The 22,236-nt window shown below is 33.8% G+C and carries 24 protein-coding genes and 2 pseudogenes; 20 read left to right on the top strand and 6 right to left on the bottom strand.

Annotated features, from left to right (window positions below; genetic code table 11):
• Positions 1-11: 11 nt before the first annotated feature.
• Positions 12-1,553, bottom strand: a complete 1,542-nt coding sequence (locus DJ93_RS05550; RefSeq protein ID WP_042979580.1) for an MDR family MFS transporter — start codon at positions 1,551-1,553, stop codon at positions 12-14.
• 469 nt (positions 1,554-2,022) lie between these two features.
• On the opposite strand from DJ93_RS05550, the gene DJ93_RS05545 reads away from it, so the two are divergent.
• Complete coding sequence (locus tag DJ93_RS05545; RefSeq protein WP_042979579.1) at positions 2,023-2,520, top strand: hypothetical protein; 498 nt, start codon at positions 2,023-2,025, stop codon at positions 2,518-2,520.
• Between the two features lie 30 nt (positions 2,521-2,550).
• On the opposite strand, the gene DJ93_RS05540 is transcribed toward DJ93_RS05545, so the two are convergent.
• Positions 2,551-2,784, bottom strand: a complete 234-nt coding sequence (locus DJ93_RS05540) for a phage holin (protein WP_042979578.1) — start codon at positions 2,782-2,784, stop codon at positions 2,551-2,553.
• Between the two features lie 164 nt (positions 2,785-2,948).
• Between DJ93_RS05540 and DJ93_RS05535 the strand changes: the two genes are divergently transcribed.
• From DJ93_RS05535 to DJ93_RS05525, 3 genes are all read left to right on the top strand, one after another.
• Positions 2,949-3,593: a diguanylate cyclase domain-containing protein gene (locus tag DJ93_RS05535; protein WP_042979577.1), complete on the top strand. Its 645-nt coding sequence runs from the start codon at positions 2,949-2,951 to the stop codon at positions 3,591-3,593.
• Positions 3,594-4,078: 485 nt separating this feature from the next.
• Complete coding sequence (locus DJ93_RS05530) at positions 4,079-4,897, top strand: peptidoglycan-N-acetylglucosamine deacetylase (RefSeq protein WP_042979576.1); 819 nt, start codon at positions 4,079-4,081, stop codon at positions 4,895-4,897.
• Positions 4,898-4,952: 55 nt separating this feature from the next.
• A complete protein-coding gene (locus tag DJ93_RS05525) occupies positions 4,953-5,573 on the top strand; it encodes a YkyA family protein (protein ID WP_052109662.1) in 621 nt (206 codons plus the stop codon).
• A 30-nt stretch (positions 5,574-5,603) separates the two neighbouring features.
• Here the strand turns inward: DJ93_RS05525 and DJ93_RS05520 are convergent, their stop codons facing one another.
• Positions 5,604-6,062 carry a YkyB family protein gene (locus DJ93_RS05520; protein WP_042979574.1) on the bottom strand — a complete coding sequence of 153 codons (459 nt, stop codon included), beginning with the start codon at positions 6,060-6,062 and terminating at the stop codon, positions 5,604-5,606.
• Between the two features lie 178 nt (positions 6,063-6,240).
• Between DJ93_RS05520 and DJ93_RS05515 the strand changes: the two genes are divergently transcribed.
• Both DJ93_RS05515 and DJ93_RS05510 read left to right on the top strand, forming a co-directional pair.
• Positions 6,241-7,773 carry a Ppx/GppA family phosphatase gene (locus tag DJ93_RS05515; protein WP_042979573.1) on the top strand — a complete coding sequence of 511 codons (1,533 nt, stop codon included), beginning with the start codon at positions 6,241-6,243 and terminating at the stop codon, positions 7,771-7,773.
• A 114-nt stretch (positions 7,774-7,887) separates the two neighbouring features.
• Positions 7,888-9,996, top strand: a complete 2,109-nt coding sequence (locus tag DJ93_RS05510) for an RNA degradosome polyphosphate kinase (RefSeq protein WP_042979572.1) — start codon at positions 7,888-7,890, stop codon at positions 9,994-9,996.
• A gap of 167 nt (positions 9,997-10,163) precedes the next feature.
• Here DJ93_RS05510 and DJ93_RS05505 read toward each other — a convergent pair whose 3' ends face one another.
• Positions 10,164-10,385, bottom strand: coding sequence for a hypothetical protein (locus DJ93_RS05505; RefSeq protein ID WP_042979571.1), 222 nt, complete (start codon positions 10,383-10,385; stop codon positions 10,164-10,166).
• Positions 10,386-10,485: 100 nt separating this feature from the next.
• Positions 10,486-11,343: a metallophosphoesterase gene (locus DJ93_RS05500; RefSeq protein ID WP_042979570.1), complete on the bottom strand. Its 858-nt coding sequence runs from the start codon at positions 11,341-11,343 to the stop codon at positions 10,486-10,488.
• Between the two features lie 246 nt (positions 11,344-11,589).
• On the opposite strand from DJ93_RS05500, the gene fadH reads away from it, so the two are divergent.
• The 3 genes from fadH (at position 11,590) to DJ93_RS05485 (ending at position 14,508) form a co-directional block, all read left to right on the top strand.
• Positions 11,590-12,354, top strand: a complete 765-nt coding sequence (gene fadH, locus DJ93_RS05495) for a 2,4-dienoyl-CoA reductase (RefSeq protein WP_042979569.1) — start codon at positions 11,590-11,592, stop codon at positions 12,352-12,354.
• Positions 12,355-12,612: 258 nt separating this feature from the next.
• The gene (locus tag DJ93_RS05490; RefSeq protein ID WP_042979568.1) at positions 12,613-13,830 is read left to right on the top strand and encodes an EAL domain-containing protein; all 1,218 of its coding nucleotides are present in this window, start codon (positions 12,613-12,615) and stop codon (positions 13,828-13,830) included.
• A gap of 183 nt (positions 13,831-14,013) precedes the next feature.
• Positions 14,014-14,508, top strand: a complete 495-nt coding sequence (locus tag DJ93_RS05485) for a DUF3993 domain-containing protein (protein WP_042979567.1) — start codon at positions 14,014-14,016, stop codon at positions 14,506-14,508.
• A 24-nt stretch (positions 14,509-14,532) separates the two neighbouring features.
• On the opposite strand, the gene DJ93_RS05480 is transcribed toward DJ93_RS05485, so the two are convergent.
• Positions 14,533-14,769, bottom strand: a complete 237-nt coding sequence (locus tag DJ93_RS05480) for a glutaredoxin family protein (protein ID WP_042979566.1) — start codon at positions 14,767-14,769, stop codon at positions 14,533-14,535.
• Between the two features lie 233 nt (positions 14,770-15,002).
• On the opposite strand from DJ93_RS05480, the gene DJ93_RS05475 reads away from it, so the two are divergent.
• The 11 genes and pseudogenes from DJ93_RS05475 (at position 15,003) to DJ93_RS05430 (ending at position 22,177) form a co-directional block, all read left to right on the top strand.
• Positions 15,003-15,239 (top strand): YkuJ family protein, encoded by a 237-nt coding sequence (locus DJ93_RS05475; protein WP_000055151.1) that lies wholly within the window; start codon positions 15,003-15,005, stop codon positions 15,237-15,239.
• Positions 15,240-15,379: 140 nt separating this feature from the next.
• A complete protein-coding gene (locus DJ93_RS33125) occupies positions 15,380-15,529 on the top strand; it encodes a hypothetical protein (RefSeq protein ID WP_042979564.1) in 150 nt (49 codons plus the stop codon).
• A gap of 74 nt (positions 15,530-15,603) precedes the next feature.
• Complete coding sequence (locus DJ93_RS05465) at positions 15,604-16,122, top strand: ribonuclease H-like YkuK family protein (RefSeq protein WP_042979562.1); 519 nt, start codon at positions 15,604-15,606, stop codon at positions 16,120-16,122.
• An 81-nt stretch (positions 16,123-16,203) separates the two neighbouring features.
• Positions 16,204-16,395, top strand: a complete 192-nt coding sequence (gene abbA, locus DJ93_RS05460; RefSeq protein WP_042979560.1) for an antirepressor AbbA — start codon at positions 16,204-16,206, stop codon at positions 16,393-16,395.
• A gap of 206 nt (positions 16,396-16,601) precedes the next feature.
• Complete coding sequence (gene cbpB / locus DJ93_RS05455) at positions 16,602-17,045, top strand: cyclic-di-AMP-binding protein CbpB (RefSeq protein WP_042979559.1); 444 nt, start codon at positions 16,602-16,604, stop codon at positions 17,043-17,045.
• A gap of 297 nt (positions 17,046-17,342) precedes the next feature.
• Positions 17,343-18,179: a LysR family transcriptional regulator gene (locus DJ93_RS05450; RefSeq protein ID WP_277620675.1), complete on the top strand. Its 837-nt coding sequence runs from the start codon at positions 17,343-17,345 to the stop codon at positions 18,177-18,179.
• A gap of 71 nt (positions 18,180-18,250) precedes the next feature.
• The gene (gene dapD / locus DJ93_RS05445) at positions 18,251-18,973 is read left to right on the top strand and encodes a 2,3,4,5-tetrahydropyridine-2,6-dicarboxylate N-acetyltransferase (protein WP_042979557.1); all 723 of its coding nucleotides are present in this window, start codon (positions 18,251-18,253) and stop codon (positions 18,971-18,973) included.
• Between the two features lie 63 nt (positions 18,974-19,036).
• A complete protein-coding gene (locus DJ93_RS05440) occupies positions 19,037-20,167 on the top strand; it encodes an N-acetyldiaminopimelate deacetylase (RefSeq protein WP_042979555.1) in 1,131 nt (376 codons plus the stop codon).
• 149 nt (positions 20,168-20,316) lie between these two features.
• A pseudogene (locus tag DJ93_RS05435) lies at positions 20,317-20,864 on the top strand (peroxiredoxin).
• A pseudogene (locus DJ93_RS30090) lies at positions 20,797-21,026 on the top strand (thioredoxin domain-containing protein); the annotation flags it as partial. The pseudogenes DJ93_RS05435 and DJ93_RS30090, both read left to right, overlap by 68 nt.
• A 284-nt stretch (positions 21,027-21,310) precedes the next feature.
• Positions 21,311-22,177, top strand: coding sequence for a cytochrome c oxidase assembly protein (locus DJ93_RS05430; protein ID WP_042979553.1), 867 nt, complete (start codon positions 21,311-21,313; stop codon positions 22,175-22,177).
• Positions 22,178-22,236 lie beyond the last annotated feature (59 nt).

The following is a 22,236-nucleotide window of genomic DNA, read 5'->3' as shown; positions in this document are numbered from 1 at the left end:
ATTTTTACATATTAACTTACTTGTTGTTGTTTTTGTTTCGTCTTTGGTCCTGTTAAGAGACGCTCTTTACCCATAAGCAGAATGCAAATAATGCTTATGGCAGCCGGTATAAGAGCCCAGAAAAACGTGTTGGCAATAGATGTTGCAAGAGCTTCTTTAATTCCACTTAATATTTGAGGTGGGATCTTTTCAGTAGCGTTTGGTGACAATAAGAAGCTTGTATCTCCACCTTTTGGAGCCATTTTTGCTAACTCAGGAGGAAAGACGGTTTTTAGTTTATCGGTGAAAATATGATTTTGAATCGTACCGAAAATAGTTACACCAAGAGTCATTCCGAGTGAACGGAAGAATGAGTTAGTTGATGTAGCAGAACCACGGTCTCTCATTTCTAGTTTGTGAATGGAAGACATGCTTAACACTGAGAAGGAGAACCCAACTCCAAGTCCTGCAAGAATCATAAAGAATGTTACGAGTGTACGTGATGTTTCCATCGTTAAAGTACTGAGTAAATAAATACCAAGAACGAAGAAAACTCCAGACATCATCATAATGTTACGATAACTTGTTCGAGAAGCTAACTGTCCACCTGTCTGGCTTCCAATTACAGAACCTACCATCATTGGTGTTAAAATTAATCCTGCATTTGATGCGGAGCCACCCAGAACACCTTGAACAAAGATTGGAATGTAAACTGTACAAATAATAAAGGCTGCTCCATAGAAAAACGCAACGCCTTGGCTTGCTGCAAATAAAGGTTTTTTGAATAAGTGGAAAGAAATAATAGGTTCTGTCGCTTTTCTTTCTACGAAGAAGAATATAATAAGCATAATGGCGAATGTTGTAAATAATCCTATGATCATATTGGAATCCCATGCATATTCTTTACCACCAAGCTCTAGTGCGAACATTAAACAAACGATACTGATTACAAGTGTAATGGCACCAGCCCAATCAATTTTTTGTTTTCTGTATTCTAGAGACTCTTTGTAGTATTTAGAAATGAAGAAGAAGGAGATAAGTCCTAATGGAATATTAATATAGAAGACCCAATGCCAACTTATATAATCAGTAATGTAGGCACCTAATAAAGGGCCGAAAACACTCGATGTACCGAAAACAGCTCCAAATAATCCAGTCATTTGCCCTCGTTTTTCGGGTGGGAAGATGTCGTACATAATTGTAAATGCGATTGGCATAAGAGCACCGCCACCAACACCTTGGATTGCCCTGTAAATACTTAATTGTTCAATGCTTGTTGCTGTACCACAAAGAATGGAACCGAGTAAGAAAAGAAGTAATCCACCAATATAAAAATGTTTACGACCGTACATATCGGAAAGTTTTCCGAAAATGGGCATTCCTGCCATTGTCGCTACCATATAGGCTGATGTAACCCAAACGAATTTATCGAATCCTCCTAGGTCACCAACAATTGTTGCCATTGCAGTGGCAACAATTGTATTGTCCATTGCTGCCATTAAAATACCGAGTAATAATCCAGCAACAACAAACTTTGTTTTACTTATGTTGTTTTGTGAAAGTTGTGCTTCCAAATATAACCCTCCTTTAGTATAAAACTGAACTAACTTAATAGCTCATAAATATGAATATCTTTATGTACAGTTTGTCTCGTTCCTTATTTATTTATAAAGAGATATGTTGTTGTACATGTTATAAAGAATAGAAATCATAACTCATATTATAGTCAAATTTGACTAAAAGGCAAACTTTTTCTTACGTCAAAATATTCTTTTTGTCTCGATTTTTATCGTATTATTCGGTTGCAGTAACATCCTCACTAATTAAAGAGTTTCTTTATACTAGCAGTGAAAAAATAAAGGAACATACAAAAAGAAATAATTAAAATGATTTTTTCTTTATATTGTCGAATAAGATAGAGATGAGAAAAGTTGAAAATGGATAGTTGTAAGAGCAAATAATTTTCAAAAGTGTAGTTTATTGTGTAGCTAGACAGAATAAAGTTGTATAGATGATACATCTGGAATGAGGTGAGTATATAGTATGGAAATGTGGAAACGAATTTCGGAACAAGAAAGGTATCCTGTATCTTTACAGCCTGTTTTGTGGATGGGTGGGTCTAAACAAGATCTTCCTGATGTAGAAGTAACATTACAAATTCGTAGCTTGCAAGAAAAACGTTTTTTATATGAACTTATCCATAGTGTAAACGAGACACTGTTTATTCAGCTTGAAGTAGAAAATAGAGGGATTGAAACGATTTCTCGGGTAATTGTAAGTCATATGATTCGCGATCATTTTGCGTATATTCCGAACACATTAAAAACGGATAAAGGCGCAGGGGAGTTTTTATTTCAACTTGTAAGATGGCGTATTGATGAGTTGTTGCCGAATGAAAAGATTCAATTGATTTGTCAAGTAAAAGCAGGAAAGAGTAAGGCTCCGGCGATTTCGTCACTTCGTGCTACATATACATTTCAATATAAGGGACTATCATATGGTCCATTTCAAACAAATGAAGTAATTGTAAGACAACAATAAAAAGGACCCTTTCGAAAAAGGCTCCTTTTTTTAATGTAGGTCATGTTTTTTGAGTAGCTTCTTTTGTTCTACTCCTTTTTTTCCTACATAGTTATTTTTGTATCCGAAGTATAGAATAAATAAAAATGAAGCAACGTTTATGATAGCATCAATTTGGTCATTTGTAATGAAAGTCAATCCGAATGATTCGAATAGTAGTTTTAATGATAGAAGAAAGCCAGCTGCAAAACGTATAATATCTGACATGTTTTCTTTTTTAAACATCAATCCACTCTCCTTTCTATAAGTGATATATTATATATATGATATAAAACAGAAAATGAATACAAGCTTAAAAGAGAAATGTACAAGGAATATGTACATTTTTTTGTATTGTAGAAAAACATTATTGTTATAGAAACATATAGTGGTATGGAAGGGGGTAATGCATGAAACATAAGGGTAAAATTAGTGGATTATTACTTGGAAATACGGTCGCGGTTACAGAATGGATTGCCATGCAAGATGTCATTTCGAAGTTAGATGCTCGGTCGTTTTTGACTGTTCTCCTTATTTATATCATACAAATGGTGCTGAGCTACTACTTTGGGTATAGGTATGATAAAAGAATGCATGGAGATAATGAGTTACAAGGAATGAAAGGAAATGAATTTATAGTTGATTTTTTTGAAAAAGTAGCTGCATTGTCAGAAAGAGATACTCATAACACTACAACCTATATTCTTTCGATTAAAGAATGGAATGAATTGAAAGAGACGATACAAGAAAAAAAATTAAACCAATTGATTCAAAAAATGGAGTATGCGATTGTGAAAACAATTCGAAAAAGTGACGTAGTTACACGGTGGGATGAAAATAAATATGTTATTGTAGCAGTCGATCACGGATATGAGAAATCAACAATAACAGATCGATTAGAAAAGAGTATTAGAAATGAGCTTGTAAATGATGTAGTAAATATTACTCTTTTATTTGGGGCTGCTAGTTATCCGGTAGAAGGTAAATCACTAGAGGAATTGTTGAAAAAAGCACAAGATAGATTGTATAAAAATAGAGATTTAAAAGATAGATGAATACAAATATTATAATGTAAAATATTTTTTTAGGTGGAAAATAATATATAGCCATGTATAGAATCGTGGGATGATTTTTCACTCTCATACTAAGCTTAAGCTTGTGTAGAGATAGTTTAATAATGAATCAGTGAATAAAATGTAAGGTAGTGGTGTTCTATTTCTGTAGAGTAAGCCTCAATTGATGAGAGGATGGAATGAAAATAGTTTCTTTGTAACATTTTTTTCTCTTTTGTTACAAGAAACTGTTTTTTCTGTAACAAAAGTCTTTAAAAATATATGTAATCATCATATAATTGTGGTGGATGTGTCAGGACATTTTGCACAATGTTTTCTCATTTAAAAGTGTAGAGGAAGGATAAGCTCTACACTTTTCCTTTTCAGGAAAGGAAAAGAATATTTGTAAGTTGTTGCAAGTAAATAGATGCAATGTGTAAAATGAACAAGTAGATAAATTGATAGAAATAGAGAAAGGGAATGATAGAATGATAGACGTGAGAGCCCGACGATCGTCTTTTGTCAGGCGACTGATAATAGTGGCTATTACAATTATTATAATCGCGGTAGGGTTTTTCATATTTCAAGCCTTTACATCACCTGCAAAGGCTGTGGCAAATCAAACAAATGTAGTCCAATTTACTAGTGAGCAGTCTAAAGTTGGATTGGATAAAAAGGTACCAGTGAAATTCAATGGACAAGTACGTAAAGTAGCGTACTTAACTTTTGATGATGGGCCAAGTGAATTTCAAAAAGAAATTTTAGACATTTTAAAGAAAAATGAAATAAAAGGAACATTTTTTATGATAGGTGGAAATATTCCATCTTACAAGGAAAGTGTGAAACGTTTAGTGGAGGAAGGGCATTACCCTGGTGTTCATAGTATGACACATGACTACGGTAAGCTTTATAAACAAGGTCAATTTGTAGAAGAAATGAAAAAGGCACAAAACATGTTGAAAGATGTTACAGGGATTTTACCTAACCTTGTTAGATGTCCTTACGGTAGTATGCCAGGATTAAATCAAGGATTGCGGGATCAAATGGTAACAGTAGGCATGAAAGAATGGGATTGGACAATTGATTCTTTAGATTGGAAATTGCCAGGAAATCCAAATGGTGTAGTGCAAAATATAATTTCAGGTGCTAAACAAGATCGTGAAGTTATTTTAATGCATGAGAAGAAACAAACTGTACAAGCACTACAAACAATTATTGATGAACTTCATAAAAAAGGTTATGAATTTGAAGTGTATGAAGAATCTACTCATTTTCCATTGAATTTTTGGCATGATGATCGTATATAAGTAGGAGGAAAAGAAGTTGAAATATAATAAATTAGCAATTGTAACTGCATTATCCATGACTTTATTAGCTGGTTGTTTTGGTCCAAAACCAGAAGAAGAACTATATGTGGCATTCGAGAATGCTGCTAAGCAAGAGAAACCTATGTTTGAAGATGCGAAGAAATTAGAAACATTAGAAAAAGAAGGACAAGCTTTGTACACTCAAATTGTAGCAGAAGGAAAAGATAATAACCAAGTTGTGAAGGAAAAACTTGATCAAGCAGTGAAAAACACAGAAGAGCGTGGGAAAATTCTAGATAAAGAAAAAGAAGTATTAAACAAGGCACAAGAAGAAGTGAAATCAGCTGATAAATATGTAAAAAAAGTTGAGGATAATAAATTAAAAGAACAAGCGGATAAAGTAAAGAGTACTTATGAAAAACGACATGAATCATTTAAAAAGATGTATGACGCTTACAGTAAATCTTTAAAACTAGAAAAAGAATTATATACAATGTTACAAGATAAGGGTGCAAAATTAAAAGAAATTAGTGATAAAGTAAAAGCGGTAAATCAATCTTATAAAGATATTGATGCTGAAAAAGATAAGTTTAATGAATATACAAAATCGTATAATACTGAAAAAGTAGCTTTCTATAAACAAGCAAATATTAAAATTAAAGAAGAAAAAAAATAAAGCAGTTTGGCCTAATTAGGCCAAACTGCTTTATTTTTTTGTATACGTACGGCGATACCAAGGAACTGGTTCACTTAATTTTTTTTCCTCTTTTAATGCTTCAGGACCAATATAATCTTGAAGCGTTTTTTTTGCTGTTGCTAAAGAAAGGGTTGTTTTCGGATTTCGATAGGAAGATTCAAGATTACCAAGATGCGGGAGGGTACGAAAATCATCTTTTGTAGGGGGGATATGGAAAAAATACTCACCTAAACGAATGAGAACATCAGATTGTTGCTGACTAAAACGAGGATTTCTAGAAAAATGTAATCCTTCTTTTACAGCTTTATTTTCAGAAATTAAATGTTCTAAAGCGGTCTTTTTTAGCCAGTATAAGTATTTAGGATTAGTAGCAGCTTTTGCATGACGATTCACAACGAAAATAGATTGAGCTAACCGATTAATAGAATGTTGGTTGTGTAGTTGAGATTGTGGTTGTGAGGGTTTCATATTGAATCTCCTTTCAATTTTTCATTATTATAACATAAATAAAAACGGGTTTTTATTATATGCAAAAAGTGTTTGTATATATTTTCAATATTAAAGCAATATTGTTACAAAAAACAACTATTTTATATAATAGTGATAGAATATGTTGTAGAAAATTGATAATGAAAGAGTGAGAAGTGTGAAAGATATATTGAAACAGCAATATGCCATTATTGATATCGGTTCAAATACAATGCGACTCGTTATTTATGAAAAACAAAGCGGAGGCTTTTATAAAGAAATTGAAAATACAAAAGTCGTAGCCAGATTAAGAAATTATTTAATCGATGGATCTTTGACAGAGGATGGCATTGGGATTTTACTACAAACATTGCTTCAATTCCAAGAAAGTACACGATTTCATAGCTTGCATCATGTACTTTGCGTTGCTACAGCAACAATTAGACAAGCAGAAAACCAAGATGAGATTAAAAAGGTAATAGAAGGGAAGACAGATTTTACCCTTAAAATATTATCCGAATATGAAGAAGCTCGTTACGGCTATTTAGCAGTGATGAATTCAACTTCTTTTACAGAGGGAGTTACAGTGGATATTGGTGGGGGAAGTACAGAGGTTACGTATTTTCGAGATAGAGAAATTATAGAGTATTATAGTTTTCCGTTTGGGGCACTTTCCTTAAAACAACAATTTATTCGTCATGAAGTACCGACCGCAGAAGAATTGGATGAATTAAGACGATATTTATGGTATCAATTTCGAACGCTACCGTGGTTAAATGATAAAAAACTGCCGCTTATTGCAATAGGTGGAAGTGCGCGTAATATGGTGGAAATCCATCAAAATTTAATTTCCTATCCGATAGCAGGTTTACATTTATATAAAATGAAAGAAGCTAATATAAAAGATGTAAAAGACGAATTGAAAAGCCTTTCATTTATGGAATTGCAAAAATTGGATGGGTTAGCAAAAGATCGGGCAGATACTATTATTCCGGCTGTTGAAGTATTTCATATGCTCGTAAATATTGTGCAAGCTCCAGCATTTGTATTAAGCAGGAAAGGCTTGCGAGAAGGTGTCTTCTACGAAGAATTAACGAAAGATTTAGGCGTTTCTTATTATCCGAATGTCGTAGAAGAAAGTTTAAATTTATTATCTTATGAATATGAAATGGATATGGAATTTGCTATTCAGCTTATTAAGCATGGAACATTAATTTGCAAGCAACTTGAAGAAGCTAATATCATTTCTTTGTCAGAAAAAGATTGGGAAGTATTTTATCGAGCAGCTAAAGTGTTTAATATTGGGAAATACATAGATGACGAAGCGAGTCACTTACATACGTTTTATTTGTTAGCAAATAAAACGATTGACGGTATGATGCATAAAGATAGAGTTAGGCTTGCCCTCATTGCTTCTTATAAATCGAAAATGTTATTTAAACAATATGTAGTGCCATTTGAAGATTGGTTTGATAAAAGTGAACAGAAAAAGATTCGCTTGTTAGGTGCGATCTTACAATTTTCTGCAGCCTTAAATGTAAGGCAACGAGCTCTTGTTGAAACGATTCGTGTGGAGAAAAATAAAGATGGGCTCGTCTTTTTTATTGCTTGCAGGCAATTAGCTTTAGCAGAAAAGGTTCAAGCAGAGAAGCAAAAAAAACAGTTGGAAAAAGCATTGAAGATGAACATTCACTTAATATTTGAAGAATAACATTAAGTTATACGGATGTCTTTACAAAAGTTTTACACTTTAACAAATTGGAATTTGCTACAATAAACATAAATACATTATATTGAAAAAGTTTCCAAGGGAAGTGTGAAGAAAATGGAATTATCGAAGGGGAATTCAGTAAACTTAAATGATACAGCTTATTATAATAACCGTGAGCTGAGCTGGCTTGCTTTTAATGAAAGAGTGTTACAAGAAGCACAAGATGAAAGTAATCCACTTTTAGAAAGATTAAAGTTTATTAGTATTTTTGGTTCAAACTTGGATGAGTTTTTCATGGTACGTGTTGCTGGAATAAAAGATCAAGTAAAAGCGGGATTTAATCAACCAGAAAACAAGGCGGGTTTAACGCCGAAACAACAGCTAAATAGAATTGCGATGAAATCTCATGAATTAATGACAGTCCAATATAATACATTTAAAAATAATGTATTACCAGCGCTTGAAGTAGAAGGTATTGAGCCGTTATCATTTCATGAGTTAACAAAGGAACAGCGAGAGTTTATTGAAGAATACTTTGATGAACAAATTTTTCCTGTGTTAACCCCTGTAGCAATTGATGCGTATCGTCCGTTTCCGATGCTATTAAATAAAAGTCTAAACTTAGCGACTATCCTATATGATGAAAAACAGGAAGAGGAGGAAAATCGGACAAAGCTTGGTATCGTCCAAGTACCGTCATTACTTGAGCGCTTTATATTTTTACCGAGTGAAGATCAAAAACATAAATTTATTTTATTAGAAGATGTAATTAGTAGCTTTACTCATAAGTTATTTACAGGGTATAAAGTATCGTCTGTTACTCGTTTTCGTATTACGCGTAACGCGGATTTAACGATACATGAAGAGGGTGCACGTGATTTATTAAAAGTAATTGAAAAAGAATTGAAGAAGCGCAAGTGGGGTGCTGCGGTTCGTTTAGAAGTTGGAAAAGAACATGTAGATGAAAGAGTTTTAGCATTACTATATGAAGTGTTAGAAGTGAAAGATGAAGATGTATATATGATGGATGGACCTCTTGATTTAACATGTTTATTCTCTTTATACAAAAAATTAGCACCTTTATATGATCATCTTGTTTACCCAGCTCTTATCCCACAGCCACCTCAAGATTTAGATGATGAAGAAGATGTATTTGAAAAAGCGATGGAACACGATATTTTATTACACCATCCATTTGAATCTTTTCAGCCTGTTGTTGACTTTGTACGTGATGCAGCAGACGATCCAAATGTACTTGCAATCAAACAAACTTTATATCGTGTAAGTGGAGATTCTCCGATTATTCAAGCATTAAAAATTGCAGCTGAAAAGGGAAAACAAGTAACGGTGCTTGTTGAATTAAAAGCACGCTTTGATGAAGAAAATAATGTTCATTGGGCGAAAGAACTCGAACAAGCTGGATGCCATGTTATTTACGGGGTAAGCCATTTAAAAACACATAGTAAAATTACGCTTGTTGTAAGAAGAAAATACGGAAAAATCGAAAGATTTGTACATTTAGGTACGGGAAACTATAATGACGCTACAGCAAAATTATATACAGACTTTGGGTATATTACATCCCGGAAGGATTTTGGAGTGGATGCAACGAATTTCTTTAATTATTTAAGTGGCTATACAACAAAACCTCATTTTCATCATTTATCAGTAGCGCCATTTGATATACGTGAGCAATTTATAGAATTAATAGATGAAGAAATTCGTTATCATAGACAATACGGAAATGGACATATTATCGCCAAAATGAATTCATTAACAGATAAGCCTTTAATTCAAAAGTTATATGAGGCATCACAAGCTGGGGTGAAGATAGAACTTATTGTTAGAGGAACATGTTGTTTACGACCAGGAATTTCAAGTGTAAGTGAAAATATTCGTGTAATTAGTCTCGTTGGAAGGTATTTAGAGCATAGTCGAATTTATTATTTTCACCATAATGGTAATGAGAAAATTTATTTATCTTCCGCTGACTGGATGACGAGAAATATGGAAAAGCGAGTGGAAATTTCATTTCCAATTTTAGGGATTGAGATGAAGGCGAGAATAAAGGCTATTTTACAACTTATTTTAGCGGATAATGTAAAGACGCGTGAACAAAACATAGATGGTGAATACTACTATGTAATTAATAGCGGTACACAAGAAATCGATAGTCAAGTAAAACTATTTAAAATGGCTTATCAAAATACAGATGCTGAGTAAAATATATAGTAAAAAACCTCTTACTTTGTATAAGAGGTTTTTTACATTGCTTTCTAATAGTACCGATCAAATATTGAGAGATAGTATTAGAAATAATAGTTTTTGTTATACTCGTGTATTGAATTTTAAACTTGATAGGATTATGTGGACGGAATTTTTGATTGTAATTAATAATAGTATGGTTGACAAGGGTTGCCGTAACAAGGGTATGGTGCTGGTGGTGGATAAGGTGGATAGAACGGTCTAGGACCGAAAGCTAATGCACCGCCAAGTAATCCACCAGCAACTCCAGCTAGAAACGGAATACCGAAAAATGGTAAGAAGCGTGAGTCGCCTACTGGGCCAATAGGTGCTGAGCGGACTGGGATTGGTTGATAATATGGATACATGTAAAAACCTCCTTTATTGGACTCATTGATATCATATGGGAGAGAAGGTGTGGATGAGCGAGTACAAGAAAGGATATGTAAGAAAATAGGCAAGTGTATGTTACGAGTGGTGTAATGTGAAAATTGTAATTTCTGGTCTGGCCATGAAACGGAAAGGAACGCGTGTTCTACCAAGACCGCGGTTTACATAAAGGAGTAAATCGTGAATGTGATAGAAACCTTCAGTATAATATTTTGCGAGTACAGGAGTAATGATAGGCCCTAAAAAGGGAATTTGAACTTGTCCACCATGGCTATGTCCAGAAAGCTGAAGATTTATCGGGAATTCGGAGATTTTTGGTGCAATATCAGGTTCATGAACAAGTACAATTGTATAAATATCTTGCTTAGCATTTCGTAATGTTGCCTCGATTTCAGGTTTACCAAGCAGCATATCGTCTATACCGAAAATAGAAATTTCACTATGATCTAATAGGCGGATGCGCTTTTCTTTATTTTGTAATAATTGAAATTCTGAGTCATACATAATTTGTTTGTAGTATTCTGTTCCGTATCCACCATGATCATGATTTCCGTAAATTGCAAATTTCCCAAAAGGTGCTTGTATAGTTCGCAAAATGGAAGAGACAAAAGGGGTCTCGCTATATGTTTGATAATCATCAATTAAATCGCCAGTAAAAAGGACAATATCTGGTCTAGTTGCATTTATTTTAGAAACGACATGAGACAGGTGCTGAAGAGAAAAATAGTATCCTAGATGCAAGTCACTAAATTGAATTATTTTCATACCGTGAAAGCTTTTCGGTATAAGAGAAGATTTTAATGTGTGGTGTGTAAAAGAAAGAAAATGTGGTTCCACATATTTTGCGTAATAATAGCCGATGCCAGCTGTAATAAAAGTATAGAAACAAGTACGTATCCCTGTTTTTAAAAAATTTCTTCTCGATAATTGTTTCATAGAAATATGAGTAAACCTGTCATTTGTATGAAATGATCTGTATAAGGTTACTCGGTTCTCCTTTCCGTTTTATTTCTTTTATACAATTATATTTTCAAGTATGAAAAAGTAGTATCGATTATAAGAAATATGATGATGAAAGTGATCTCCTATAGTTAAAAATATCAGAAAAGTTTAAAAATATAAAGATTTCTATCAAATAAAGTGATAAAATGAATGTGTATTCATTTTTAGGAGGGGATGTATTTGAAAGAAAAGGTAGTTATTATAACAGGTGGTTCAAGTGGAATGGGAAAAGGAATGGCAGCTCGCTTTGCAAAAGAAGGGGCTCGAGTTGTTATTACAGGACGTACAAAAGAAAAACTTGAAGAAACAAAAATAGAGATTGAACAATTTCCAGGACAAGTATTGCCTGTACAAATGGACGTAAGAAATACAGAGGATATTAAGAGAATGATAGAGTATATTGATGGGGAATTTGGACGTATTGATATTTTAATTAATAACGCAGCGGGAAATTTTGTTTGTCCTGCAGAAGATTTATCTGTTAATGGTTGGAACGCAGTTATTAATATTGTATTAAATGGAACGTTTTATTGTAGCCAAGCTGTAGGGAAGTATTGGATTGAGAAAGGGATAAAAGGAAATATCATTAATATGGTAGCGACGTATGCATGGGATGCAGGTCCAGGGGTTATACATTCAGCTGCTGCGAAAGCAGGTGTACTAGCGATGACGAAAACACTTGCTGTTGAGTGGGGACGTAAATATGGGATACGTGTTAATGCTATAGCACCTGGTCCAATTGAACGTACAGGTGGCGCAGATAAATTATGGATTTCGGAGGAAATGGCTAAGCGTACATTACAAAGTGTCCCGCTCGGTAGACTCGGCACACCAGAAGAAATTGCTGGTTTAGCTTTTTATTTATGTTCGGATGAAGCTAGTTACATAAATGGTACTTGTATGACAATGGATGGTGGACAACATTTACATCAATATCCATTTTAAAGGGATGAAATACAGAATGGATGATTGTTCATTCATTCTGTGGTAAAATGTGACGAAATTGTGACATATGAAAGAAAGGTGTTTACAAGAGGTTTTATATACGGTATATTTAAGACCTCTTTTTTCTTCATAGTAGAATTGCTAATTCCCCTTAGCATTTTACCCCTCTAATCCCTTCAGGAAAACTGAAGGGATTTTTTATTATTTTTCCATAAATATCGTGTTATAATTTTTGAAAAGTAAAGGGAGGGAAACAAGTTGATAGATGCATTAGATGTAATGAGTAATTTGGATAAAGTCCTTCCTTATTATCAAGCAATTTTTAGTGCTGATGAGCATACAGTGATTGGATATGAAGTAGTAGGACGTATTCAAACAGAAGAGGGGATACAAAGTCTAGCCTCTTTCTTTCATGATGATTCTATTCCAAGTGAGTTCCAACTTGAAGCGGATAATGTTATCGTAGAAAAAGCGTTAAATAGGTATTTAGAAACAGATCAAAAATTATTATTATTTGTACATCGAAATGCGAACGTACTAATGAATGATGAAGATGAAAGTCTACTTCAACTCTTGTTGATGTATGAAAAAAAAGGTCTGAATTTAAAACATATCGTTTTAGAAATAACAGAGCACGAGTGTAAAGAAGATATAGAACAATTTAATCATTTACTTATGTATTACCGTACATATGGCATTCAAATTTCCATTAATAAAGTAGGGACAGGTACGAGTAATTTGGAGCGTCTTAGTGTGTTAGCACCTGATATTTTAAAAGTAGATTTAACAAATTTAAGACAAACTGCACTTTTACAATCATATCAAGATATTTTATATTCCTTGTCGCTACTTGCAAGAAGAATTGGTGCAACATTATTATATGAAGAAATTGATGCTTTTTATCAGTTACAATACGCTTGGAAAAATGGTGGGAGGTACTACCAAGGTAATTATCTGAAAGAATGCTTGCCAGATTTTATTGAAACAAATGTTTTAAAAGAACGTCTCGGTAACGAATGTCATCAATTTATTCAACATGAAAAAAGGAAGTTACAAAAGATTTATCAGTTAACGGAAACTTTGCGTGATCATGTTGGAGATGTATTATCGAAACAGAAAAAAAATGAAGATGTGAATGATTGGCTATTACATTTTAGTCAGCATGTATCGAAGTATAGTTTTCGAATTTTCATTTGCAATGAAGATGGATTTCAACAGTCAGGAAACGTTATGAAAAAAGGTGGCGAATGGACTGTTATGCCGGAGTACTATATGAAAAATTGGAGCTGGCGCCCATACTTTTTAGAAAATATAATGAAAATGCGATTTGAAAATAAAGCAAGGCTTTCAGATTTATATGCAGATATAGAAACGGGAGAAATGGTCCGAACATTTTCTTTCCCGATTGACGACGAGCATTTTTTATTTATCGATTTATCATACGAATTTTTATACGAAGAAGATGTTTTATTTTAATGCACGAAGAGATTCGTGCATTTTTTTGTTTGTTTTTATCATAAATTGGTAATAGTGAAAATGGTGGTGAAAATGCTGTCTATCATTGTAAAGATTTTACGAACGAAACTATGCCTTTCTCTGCATAATCATTGTTACAATGAATACTACAATGACAAGTTCTTTTAAAAGGAAGGTGAAAGAATGAGAAAATATGGAATATGGTTTGTTCTATTTGCATGTGTTGCCTTTCTAGTTGGTTATAGTGTTACGACCGTTTTAGGTAAAGAAGAAGCGAATGTGGATCGGAAAGAAGTGTTTACAACAATTCAAAAGGGGTATGAAGCACAATTTTCCATTCGCGGGAAGCGTCTACCGATGGATAAAATGCTCGATAGCTTATCACCGTACTTTACAAATAATTTCCTTCAAGTTTTTACAGATGAAAATAGTAGAAATGATAAACAAAGCGGTGAATATTTACTACCTACGAAAGAGGCACCTTTTTCATTTAATTCGGAAACAAAAATGTCGTATGATGAAGAGCATCGCCTATTGTATGTATATGAACGGACAAAAAATGAACAATATCAAATTATAACATTACAAAAAGATAAAGGGAAATGGAAACTAGCGGGGTATCATGAGAGTCAGGAACTTTTAACGGAAATGAAAAAGTTACAGGAGTTAAAAGAATAGGAATAGGTGCTAAGTCGCCTATTCCTATTCTATATTTAGTAACTGTTGCAATTTTTCAATTTGAAAACCGGCAACAACTTCTCCGTCAATGACAACTGTTGGAGTTGAGTAAGAATTGTAGTCGTATAAAAGGCGGTCACGAGCGGTAGCATCCTTTTTCACATCAAATTCTTCGTATGTTACATTGTTATGTTGTAAAAATTCTTTAACAATTACACATGGTGGGCAATCCGGTTGTGTATAAACCTCAATTTTTCTCATTGTAATTCCTCCTCGTTTTCTGTGTTTTATTATATTCCGCAAACATAAAAACCGCAATATGGATAGAAAAATATATTCTTTCTGCTTTTTACCACTTATTTCGACAAATTTTAGTTGAGTTTCTGGTCAATAACCTTTATCCTAGAGTGTGGAACATTTTTTCTGTTATGACGGATAGAATGAGTATAGCTGTAAAACCTATTGGTAGGAAGATTAGAGAAAGGAGAGATTTCATGTCTCTACTCCAAGGAATTTTAACTCGACTTGTTAGTCTACAAGAACAAGCTGAAAGCGGTGAAGTAGCTCAACGCTATTTTGAAGTGAACGGTGAACGTAAATGTAGCGTGAAATTTTTCGATAAAAGTGAAATGTATGAGTTAGAAGTGTATCAACAAGGCGAAAAGCCTCAAGTGTATCAATTTGATAACATTGATATGGTTGCAATCGAGATCTACGATATTATTTCTTGATACATATAAAAAGGTACTGCCATTTGGCGGTACCTTTTTTCGTTGTAATTATTTTTTGGCTTTTTTATGTAGAAGTTTCATGTATAAGAATTTTTTATTCTTCCAACAATGGTAATAAATACGTAAAAGGGGTGTGAAAAGTGGAGCGCTTACCGATTGTTATTTGTCCAAAGTGTCATAATCAATCTGAAATTGTGCATGTATTAACTGCTCAATCTAACCAAAATGTGATTTATACATGTATATCTTGTCACTATGTAATTCGTAATATTGAAACGAGCAAAGGGTAGTAAGTTATATTTTGTGCTTTTGTCCCATACAATGAGAATACGAAAAGTCTGTCTAATTGAAAGGACGTGACTATATGGACGGTGAGCATAAATTTTATAACATATCAGAGAGACATATGGATTTTGAGACGGTCTTTACACGTATTTGTACCTTTATTGAAAGAAATCCCTGTAATCTATACCGATTATCTATCGGAACAGATTCACAAGCACATCATAAGGATACACGCTTTATTACAGCGATCCATATTCACCGGGTGGGAAAAGGAGCATGGGGATGTTTACACCATAGATCTATACGTGAAAAACCAACAACATTACGTGGAAAAATATATTTAGAAACGCAATTTAGCCAAGAGATTGCTTATTTGTTTACACCGAATCATATGCAAAGAATATGGGACTTATTGCACCCATATGGCCAAGAAGGAGCAGGCTTTATAATGGAAATTCATTTGGATATCGGGAATGATGGATTGACGAAAGAATTTATTTCAGATATGACAATGAAGATTAAAGCGATGGGATTAACTGCAAAGATTAAACCTGATGCGTATGCAGCTTTTAGCTATGCAAATCGCTACACGAAATAAAAACTGAATATTGCATCTGTTAAATAAAATAAATATTTTATATAATAAATAATAATAACAAGGTTATAAGGAGAGGAGTATATGCAGAAGGGGTTTACTTTAACGAAAGAAGAAGAGAGTTTGCTGTTAGATATTTTGTTTCAGCAAAACTACGCTAGTGAGATTGTAGCTGTTGAGATTACAGATATTGAATGCGGCTTAAAAAAAACAGATGTCGCCCAATATAGAAAGCTTACAAGGTTATTTTATCGATTAAAAAATGAAGGGTATTAAGCGCTACCAGAAAGGTAGTCTTTTTTTTGTGTTCTATGATAAAATGGTCTTTGTATCGTTATTTTTGTTGGAATAAAATTAGGACAAAATAATAATATGAAAACGCTATCATAAGATGTGAATAGAAACTGAAGAAGAAAATAGAAACAGTTTAAAAGTGGCAAAATTATAGTAGCAAGAATAAGGGGAAAAGTGGGGGATGTAATATGATTAGTATTCCGAAAGACGAGTTTCAGCAAGTTCTTGTTAAGGATTTAATGATTTCATCAGAAAAAGTCGCACATGTTCAAATAGGAAATAGTTTAGAACATGCTTTGCTTGTTCTTGTGAAATCGGGGTATTCGGCAATTCCTGTTTTGGATCCTATGTATAAATTACATGGATTAATTAGTACTGCTATGATTTTAGATGGAATTTTAGGGTTAGAGCGTGTCGAGTTTGAGAGGCTTGAGGATATGAAAGTGGAGCAAGTAATGAAGAGCGATATTCCGACTCTTATGCTAGAGGATTCGTTTGCGAAAGCGTTAGAAATGACAATTGATCATCCCTTTATTTGTGCTGTAAATGATGAAGAATACTTTGAAGGGATTTTAACCCGACGTGCTATTTTAAAGTTGTTAAATAAAAAAGTAAGACAGCATAATCGATAAAGAGGAAAAAGCGACTTTGTAGAAATGGAGAAGTCGCTTTTTTTTTCGTGCATATCAGTTATGTATGTATTATATTTAAAAAGACGTAAATAAACAAAAAAAGATAAGAAAAAGCTCGATTCATTGATGCTTTTTTATAGAAAAATAAATGCCATATGTTGTGAAAAATAAGATTAAATGGGGATGAAGAGCTTATCTGAATTAGGTGTATAATAGCTGTTCATTAATGAAAATAGGCGCTTCATTTATATGTAAGCTAAGGAAAGAGGGAGAAAGTTGCAAATTGATGATTTTCAAATGATGGTTGTTTTAGCGCAGGAATCCAATATGAGGAAGGCGGCGGAGCGTTTATTTGTTTCGCAGCCTGCGCTTAGTCAACGATTACAATCTATGGAAAAACAATGGGGGATGAAATTTTTTATTCGTTCACAAAAAGGATTGACGATTACACCAGAAGGCGAAAAGGTGGCTAATTATGCAAAAGAGATGTTACAACGAGAAGAAGCTATCAAAAGTGAGTTAGCAGTCTATAGAACGGAAACGTATGGGACATTAAAGATAGCTGTTGCATCTGTTATTGGACAATATTGGTTGCCACCTGTTTTAAAAAAGTTTGTGCAAAAGTATCCTTTTGTAAAGATTTCTCTTTTTACAGGATGGAGTAGTGAAGTGCAAAAGCAATTTTATGAAGGGGACGTTCATGTAGCCATATTAAGGGGAACACAGGAATATAAAGGCCTTAAACAACAATTATTTGAAGATGAGCTATATTTAGTCGATACGGAAATAAAAGATATTTCGATGCTAAAAGATACAAATAGACCATTTATACAATTTAAAAGTGACTCGACGTATTATGGACAAATACAAAATTGGTGGTACGGTATATTTTCAAATCCACCTAAACGTACAATTGTAGTCGATCAAATCGAAACGTGTAAGCAACTTGTCCTAAATGGTATTGGTTATGCACTATTACCTTCGACAGTTTTAAAAGAGGTAAGGGAAGATATGTATAAAACGCCCGTTCAATTAACGAGAGAAACTTGGCTATTAACGAGTGAATCTGCAAGGCAATTGAAACAAGTACAAGCGTTTTTAGAAATTATAGAAGAAATTCAAATGGAAAAATAAGATTATTATCTTGCTACTAGCCCTCTCGTTTGGTAGAGTAACATTATAAATGGATTTAGGAGGCAACAAGAATGAAAATGATGGACGCTAACGAAATTATTTCGTTTATTCAAAAAAGTGAAAAGAAAACTCCTGTAAAGGTATATATAAAAGGGGACTTAAAAGAAATCACATTCCCTGAAACAGTACAAGCATTTGTAAATAAGAAATCTGGCGTTTTATTTGGAGAATGGTCTGAAATTAAGACAATTCTTGAGGAAAATAAAAAGTATGTTGTAGATTACGTAGTTGAAAATGACCGTCGTAATTCTGCAATTCCAATGCTTGACTTAAAAGGTATTAAAGCTCGTATCGAGCCAGGCGCAATTATTCGTGACAATGTTGAAATCGGTGATAATGCTGTTATCATGATGAACGCAACAATTAACATTGGTGCAGTAATTGGCGAAGGTTCTATGATTGATATGAACGCAGTACTTGGTGGACGTGCAACAGTAGGTAAAAACTGTCACGTAGGTGCAGGTGCTGTACTTGCAGGTGTTATCGAGCCACCTTCTGCAAAACCAGTTATCGTTGAAGACGATGTTGTAATTGGTGCAAATGTAGTTGTTTTAGAAGGTGTTACAGTAGGTAAAGGTGCAGTTGTTGCAGCGGGCGCAGTTGTAACAGAAGATGTACCACCATACACAGTTGTTGCGGGAACACCAGCACGTGTCATTAAAGAAATTGATGAAAAGACAAAAGCTAAAACAGAAATTAAACAAGAGCTTCGTCAATTAAATCCAGAGAAATAAAAAATAAAAAGCGTAAGGGCATATTTGTGGCTCTTACGCTTTTTTATCAATGGTGGTGTAAAAATGACAGTCAGCAAATTTGTACAAATCCGTAGAGATTTACATAAAATTCCAGAGTTAGGATTTCAAGAGTGGAAAACACAGCGCTATATTTTAGATTACATTAAAACACTTCCCGCTGAATATTTGGAAGTGAAAACATGGAAAACAGGTGTTATCGTTAAAGTAACTGGTAAAAATCCAGAGAAAATAATCGGTTATCGTGCGGACATAGATGGTTTACCGATACCAGAGGAAACAGGATATGAATTTGCTTCTACTCATGAAGGGATGATGCATGCGTGCGGTCATGATTTACATGCGACGATCGGATTAGGGCTACTAACAGCTGCTTTAAGTGAAAGAATAGATGATGACCTCGTATTTCTATTCCAACCAGCGGAAGAAGGGCCAGGTGGCGCTCTTCCTATGCTAGAAAGTGAAGAATTAAAAGAATGGAAGCCAGATATGATTCTGGGTCTTCATATTGCTCCTGAATATCCTGTAGGGACAATTGCAACAAAAGAAGGTTTGTTATTTGCAAATACATCAGAGTTATATGTAGATTTAAAAGGAAAAGGTGGACACGCTGCATTTCCGCACACAGCGAATGATATGATTGTTGCGGCAAGCCATCTCGTTACACAACTTCAATCTGTAATTAGTCGTAATGTAAACCCTCTTGATAGTGCGGTAATTACGATTGGAAAAATTACAGGTGGTACAGTTCAAAATATTATTGCTGAAAAATCTCGTTTAGAAGGAACGATTCGAACACTATCTGTGGAATCAATGAGGCGTGTGAAAAGTAGAATTGAAGCAATTGTTGCTGGGATAGAAGCGTCGTTTCAATGTGAATCGGTTATTGATTACGGAGCGATGTATCATCAAGTATATAATCATGAAAAGTTAACGAGAGAGTTTATGCAATTTACATCTGAGCAGACAGATATGAATGTTATTACATGTACTGAAGCAATGACAGGGGAAGATTTTGGTTATATGCTTCGGGAAATTCCAGGTTTTATGTTCTGGTTAGGAGTAAATTCAGAATATGGTTTACATCATGCGAAATTACAACCGGATGAAGCAGCTATTGAACGAACAATTGCATTTTTAAATCAATATGTAAAATGGAAAGGGAACAGAGGATAAGCTCTGTTCTTTTTTTATTTGAAAATTATAATTTATAATTTGATTTTTTTTGAAATTTCAACATAATACTTTGTAATGGGAGGTGGAGGAACAAGTTATTTCTTCCTGTTTTATAAAAGAGTAGACAAGGTACGATAAAATGATGGAGGATGATACATATGGTAGAACGTATGGTAGCAAAACAAGCGCCGCGCTTTGAAATAGATGCTGTTATGCCAAATAAAGAATTTGGTAAAGTAAGTCTTGAAGAAGTTATGAAACAAGATAAATGGACAATGCTTTTCTTCTATCCAATGGATTTCACTTTCGTATGTCAACAGAAATCATTGCGCTTTCAGATCGATACGATGAGTTTGAGGATTTAGATGCGGAAGTAATCAGTGTATCTACAGATACAATCCATACCCACTTAGCTTGGATTAACACTGACCGTATAAAAAATGGCTTAGGCGAATTTTAATATCCTCTAGATGCTGATACTAACTATGTCGTATCTCGTGACTACGGTGTATTACTTGAAGAAGAAGGTATTGCGCTTCGTGGTTTATTCATCATTAGCCCAGAAGGCGAATTAATGTATCAAGTGGTACACCACAACAACATTGGACGTGAAGTTGATGAAGTAATTCGAGTTCTTCAAACTGGTGGCAAAAGAGCACGGTATAACACAACCGATTTTAGTGGACAACCAGCATAAAATTACAGATGCATTTGAGAATCAATATGTACCAGCCTATTATGTATTTGATAAAACGGGTGTGCTTCGTCATTTCCAAGCGGGGGAAGTGGTATGCCAATGCTAACAAAAAGAGTGAATCGTGTGTTAGATGAAGTGAAGAAAGAAGTCGAAGCTGAATAAAAAGAGCGCTCATTGATGTAAATAAGACTCGGGCATAATAAATTTTAGTAATATGCGTAAAAGCCTCCTTTATGAAGGAGGCTTTCGTTTTACTTTGTTAGCCCAGCAAAAGGAAAGCTTATCTTGTGCAAGTACATTATTTTTAGATAGCTATTTTACACGAGAGGAACGGCTAATAAATAGAAAATCTTACAGTCAGTAAAGGAACTATATGTTTTAGTTTACTTTTGGCACAAAAAGTGTGTAAAATCAATGTGATACATAGAAAAAGGGTGGGGAATTAGGTGCAAATTAGCAGTGCAATCTTGTGTTTCGTCTTATATGCATATGTTATTATTGCGGCGGTCTATTTTGGGATAAGCTTTTATGTATATCGCTTAGCAAATAATAGTGAATATGAGGACACATATAAGTGGGTGAAGAGATATTTATCACCTGTATTAGAAATTATGAATGGATTTGTTCTTTTTTTATTTATTGGATTAATTGCTTTTTCAACGAGTTTAGTTGGCAATAAGACAACACTATTTGTAATCGGCATTATTATTTTTATGTTATTAGGTATTCGAATTGGTAATGCTGTGTTTTGGAATGAACGAAAAATAGATGGCTGGACAGGTATGCTAATTCCATGCATGTTAGCTGCCATAGTAACAAATATAGAACATGAATACTATCAGCTACATTTTTGGTTAATTATTATTTTAACAATTCTTTCTGTTCTATATATAAGTACTGTCGTTTTAACGTATTGTGCACATGAAAAAGGGGATACAAATGGAGTTCGTTTCTTTAGAAATCGAGCATTATTTTGGAGTGTTCCGACAATGGGTGTTATAGCAATTATTGCGCTCATTGTAAATGGATATCATTTTTCCAATTGGCAATTGTTTTTAGAAACTTGGTGGATCTTTATTATCTCTTTTGTTGCTTTTTTAGGAGCAACACATTACTTATTCCATCAACATCACTACATATGGGCGCTTTTGTTTGCGTTTATACAGCTCTTGTTCGCCTTTTTTGGACAAGAAACGTTATTGTTTGTTTTTCAAACGTTTAGTTCGTTTGGGAATATTTTTGTGTTTGGAATGCTTATTTGTGGTATTTCATTTTATTTACAACAGTATTTTTATATACAAAAGCAAAAATAAGTACAGCTTGCCAATCTTTGTTGCAAATATAAAATATGCTACAATGAAATCAGATCGTA

Source organism: Bacillus clarus (assembly GCF_000746925.1).
Taxonomy (GTDB): Bacteria; Bacillota; Bacilli; order Bacillales; family Bacillaceae_G; genus Bacillus_A; species Bacillus_A clarus.
This window is presented reverse-complemented; position numbering and strand designations above follow the sequence as displayed.

Coding starts and splice junctions, on each gene's coding strand:
- DJ93_RS05545 (WP_042979579.1), top strand. CDS start 2,023: ATGGAAATGTGGAAACGAATTTCGGAACAAGAAAGGTATCCTGTATCT.
- DJ93_RS05540 (WP_042979578.1), bottom strand. CDS start 2,784: ATGTTTAAAAAAGAAAACATGTCAGATATTATACGTTTTGCAGCTGGC.
- DJ93_RS05535 (WP_042979577.1), top strand. CDS start 2,949: ATGAAACATAAGGGTAAAATTAGTGGATTATTACTTGGAAATACGGTC.
- DJ93_RS05530 (WP_042979576.1), top strand. CDS start 4,079: ATGATAGACGTGAGAGCCCGACGATCGTCTTTTGTCAGGCGACTGATA.
- DJ93_RS05525 (WP_052109662.1), top strand. CDS start 4,953: ATGACTTTATTAGCTGGTTGTTTTGGTCCAAAACCAGAAGAAGAACTA.
- DJ93_RS05520 (WP_042979574.1), bottom strand. CDS start 6,062: ATGAAACCCTCACAACCACAATCTCAACTACACAACCAACATTCTATT.
- DJ93_RS05510 (WP_042979572.1), top strand. CDS start 7,888: ATGGAATTATCGAAGGGGAATTCAGTAAACTTAAATGATACAGCTTAT.
- DJ93_RS05505 (WP_042979571.1), bottom strand. CDS start 10,385: ATGTATCCATATTATCAACCAATCCCAGTCCGCTCAGCACCTATTGGC.
- DJ93_RS05500 (WP_042979570.1), bottom strand. CDS start 11,343: ATGAAACAATTATCGAGAAGAAATTTTTTAAAAACAGGGATACGTACT.
- DJ93_RS05485 (WP_042979567.1), top strand. CDS start 14,014: ATGAGAAAATATGGAATATGGTTTGTTCTATTTGCATGTGTTGCCTTT.
- DJ93_RS05480 (WP_042979566.1), bottom strand. CDS start 14,769: ATGAGAAAAATTGAGGTTTATACACAACCGGATTGCCCACCATGTGTA.
- DJ93_RS05475 (WP_000055151.1), top strand. CDS start 15,003: ATGTCTCTACTCCAAGGAATTTTAACTCGACTTGTTAGTCTACAAGAA.
- DJ93_RS05465 (WP_042979562.1), top strand. CDS start 15,604: ATGGACGGTGAGCATAAATTTTATAACATATCAGAGAGACATATGGAT.
- abbA (WP_042979560.1), top strand. CDS start 16,204: ATGCAGAAGGGGTTTACTTTAACGAAAGAAGAAGAGAGTTTGCTGTTA.
- cbpB (WP_042979559.1), top strand. CDS start 16,602: ATGATTAGTATTCCGAAAGACGAGTTTCAGCAAGTTCTTGTTAAGGAT.
- DJ93_RS05450 (WP_277620675.1), top strand. CDS start 17,343: ATGATGGTTGTTTTAGCGCAGGAATCCAATATGAGGAAGGCGGCGGAG.
- dapD (WP_042979557.1), top strand. CDS start 18,251: ATGAAAATGATGGACGCTAACGAAATTATTTCGTTTATTCAAAAAAGT.
- DJ93_RS05440 (WP_042979555.1), top strand. CDS start 19,037: ATGACAGTCAGCAAATTTGTACAAATCCGTAGAGATTTACATAAAATT.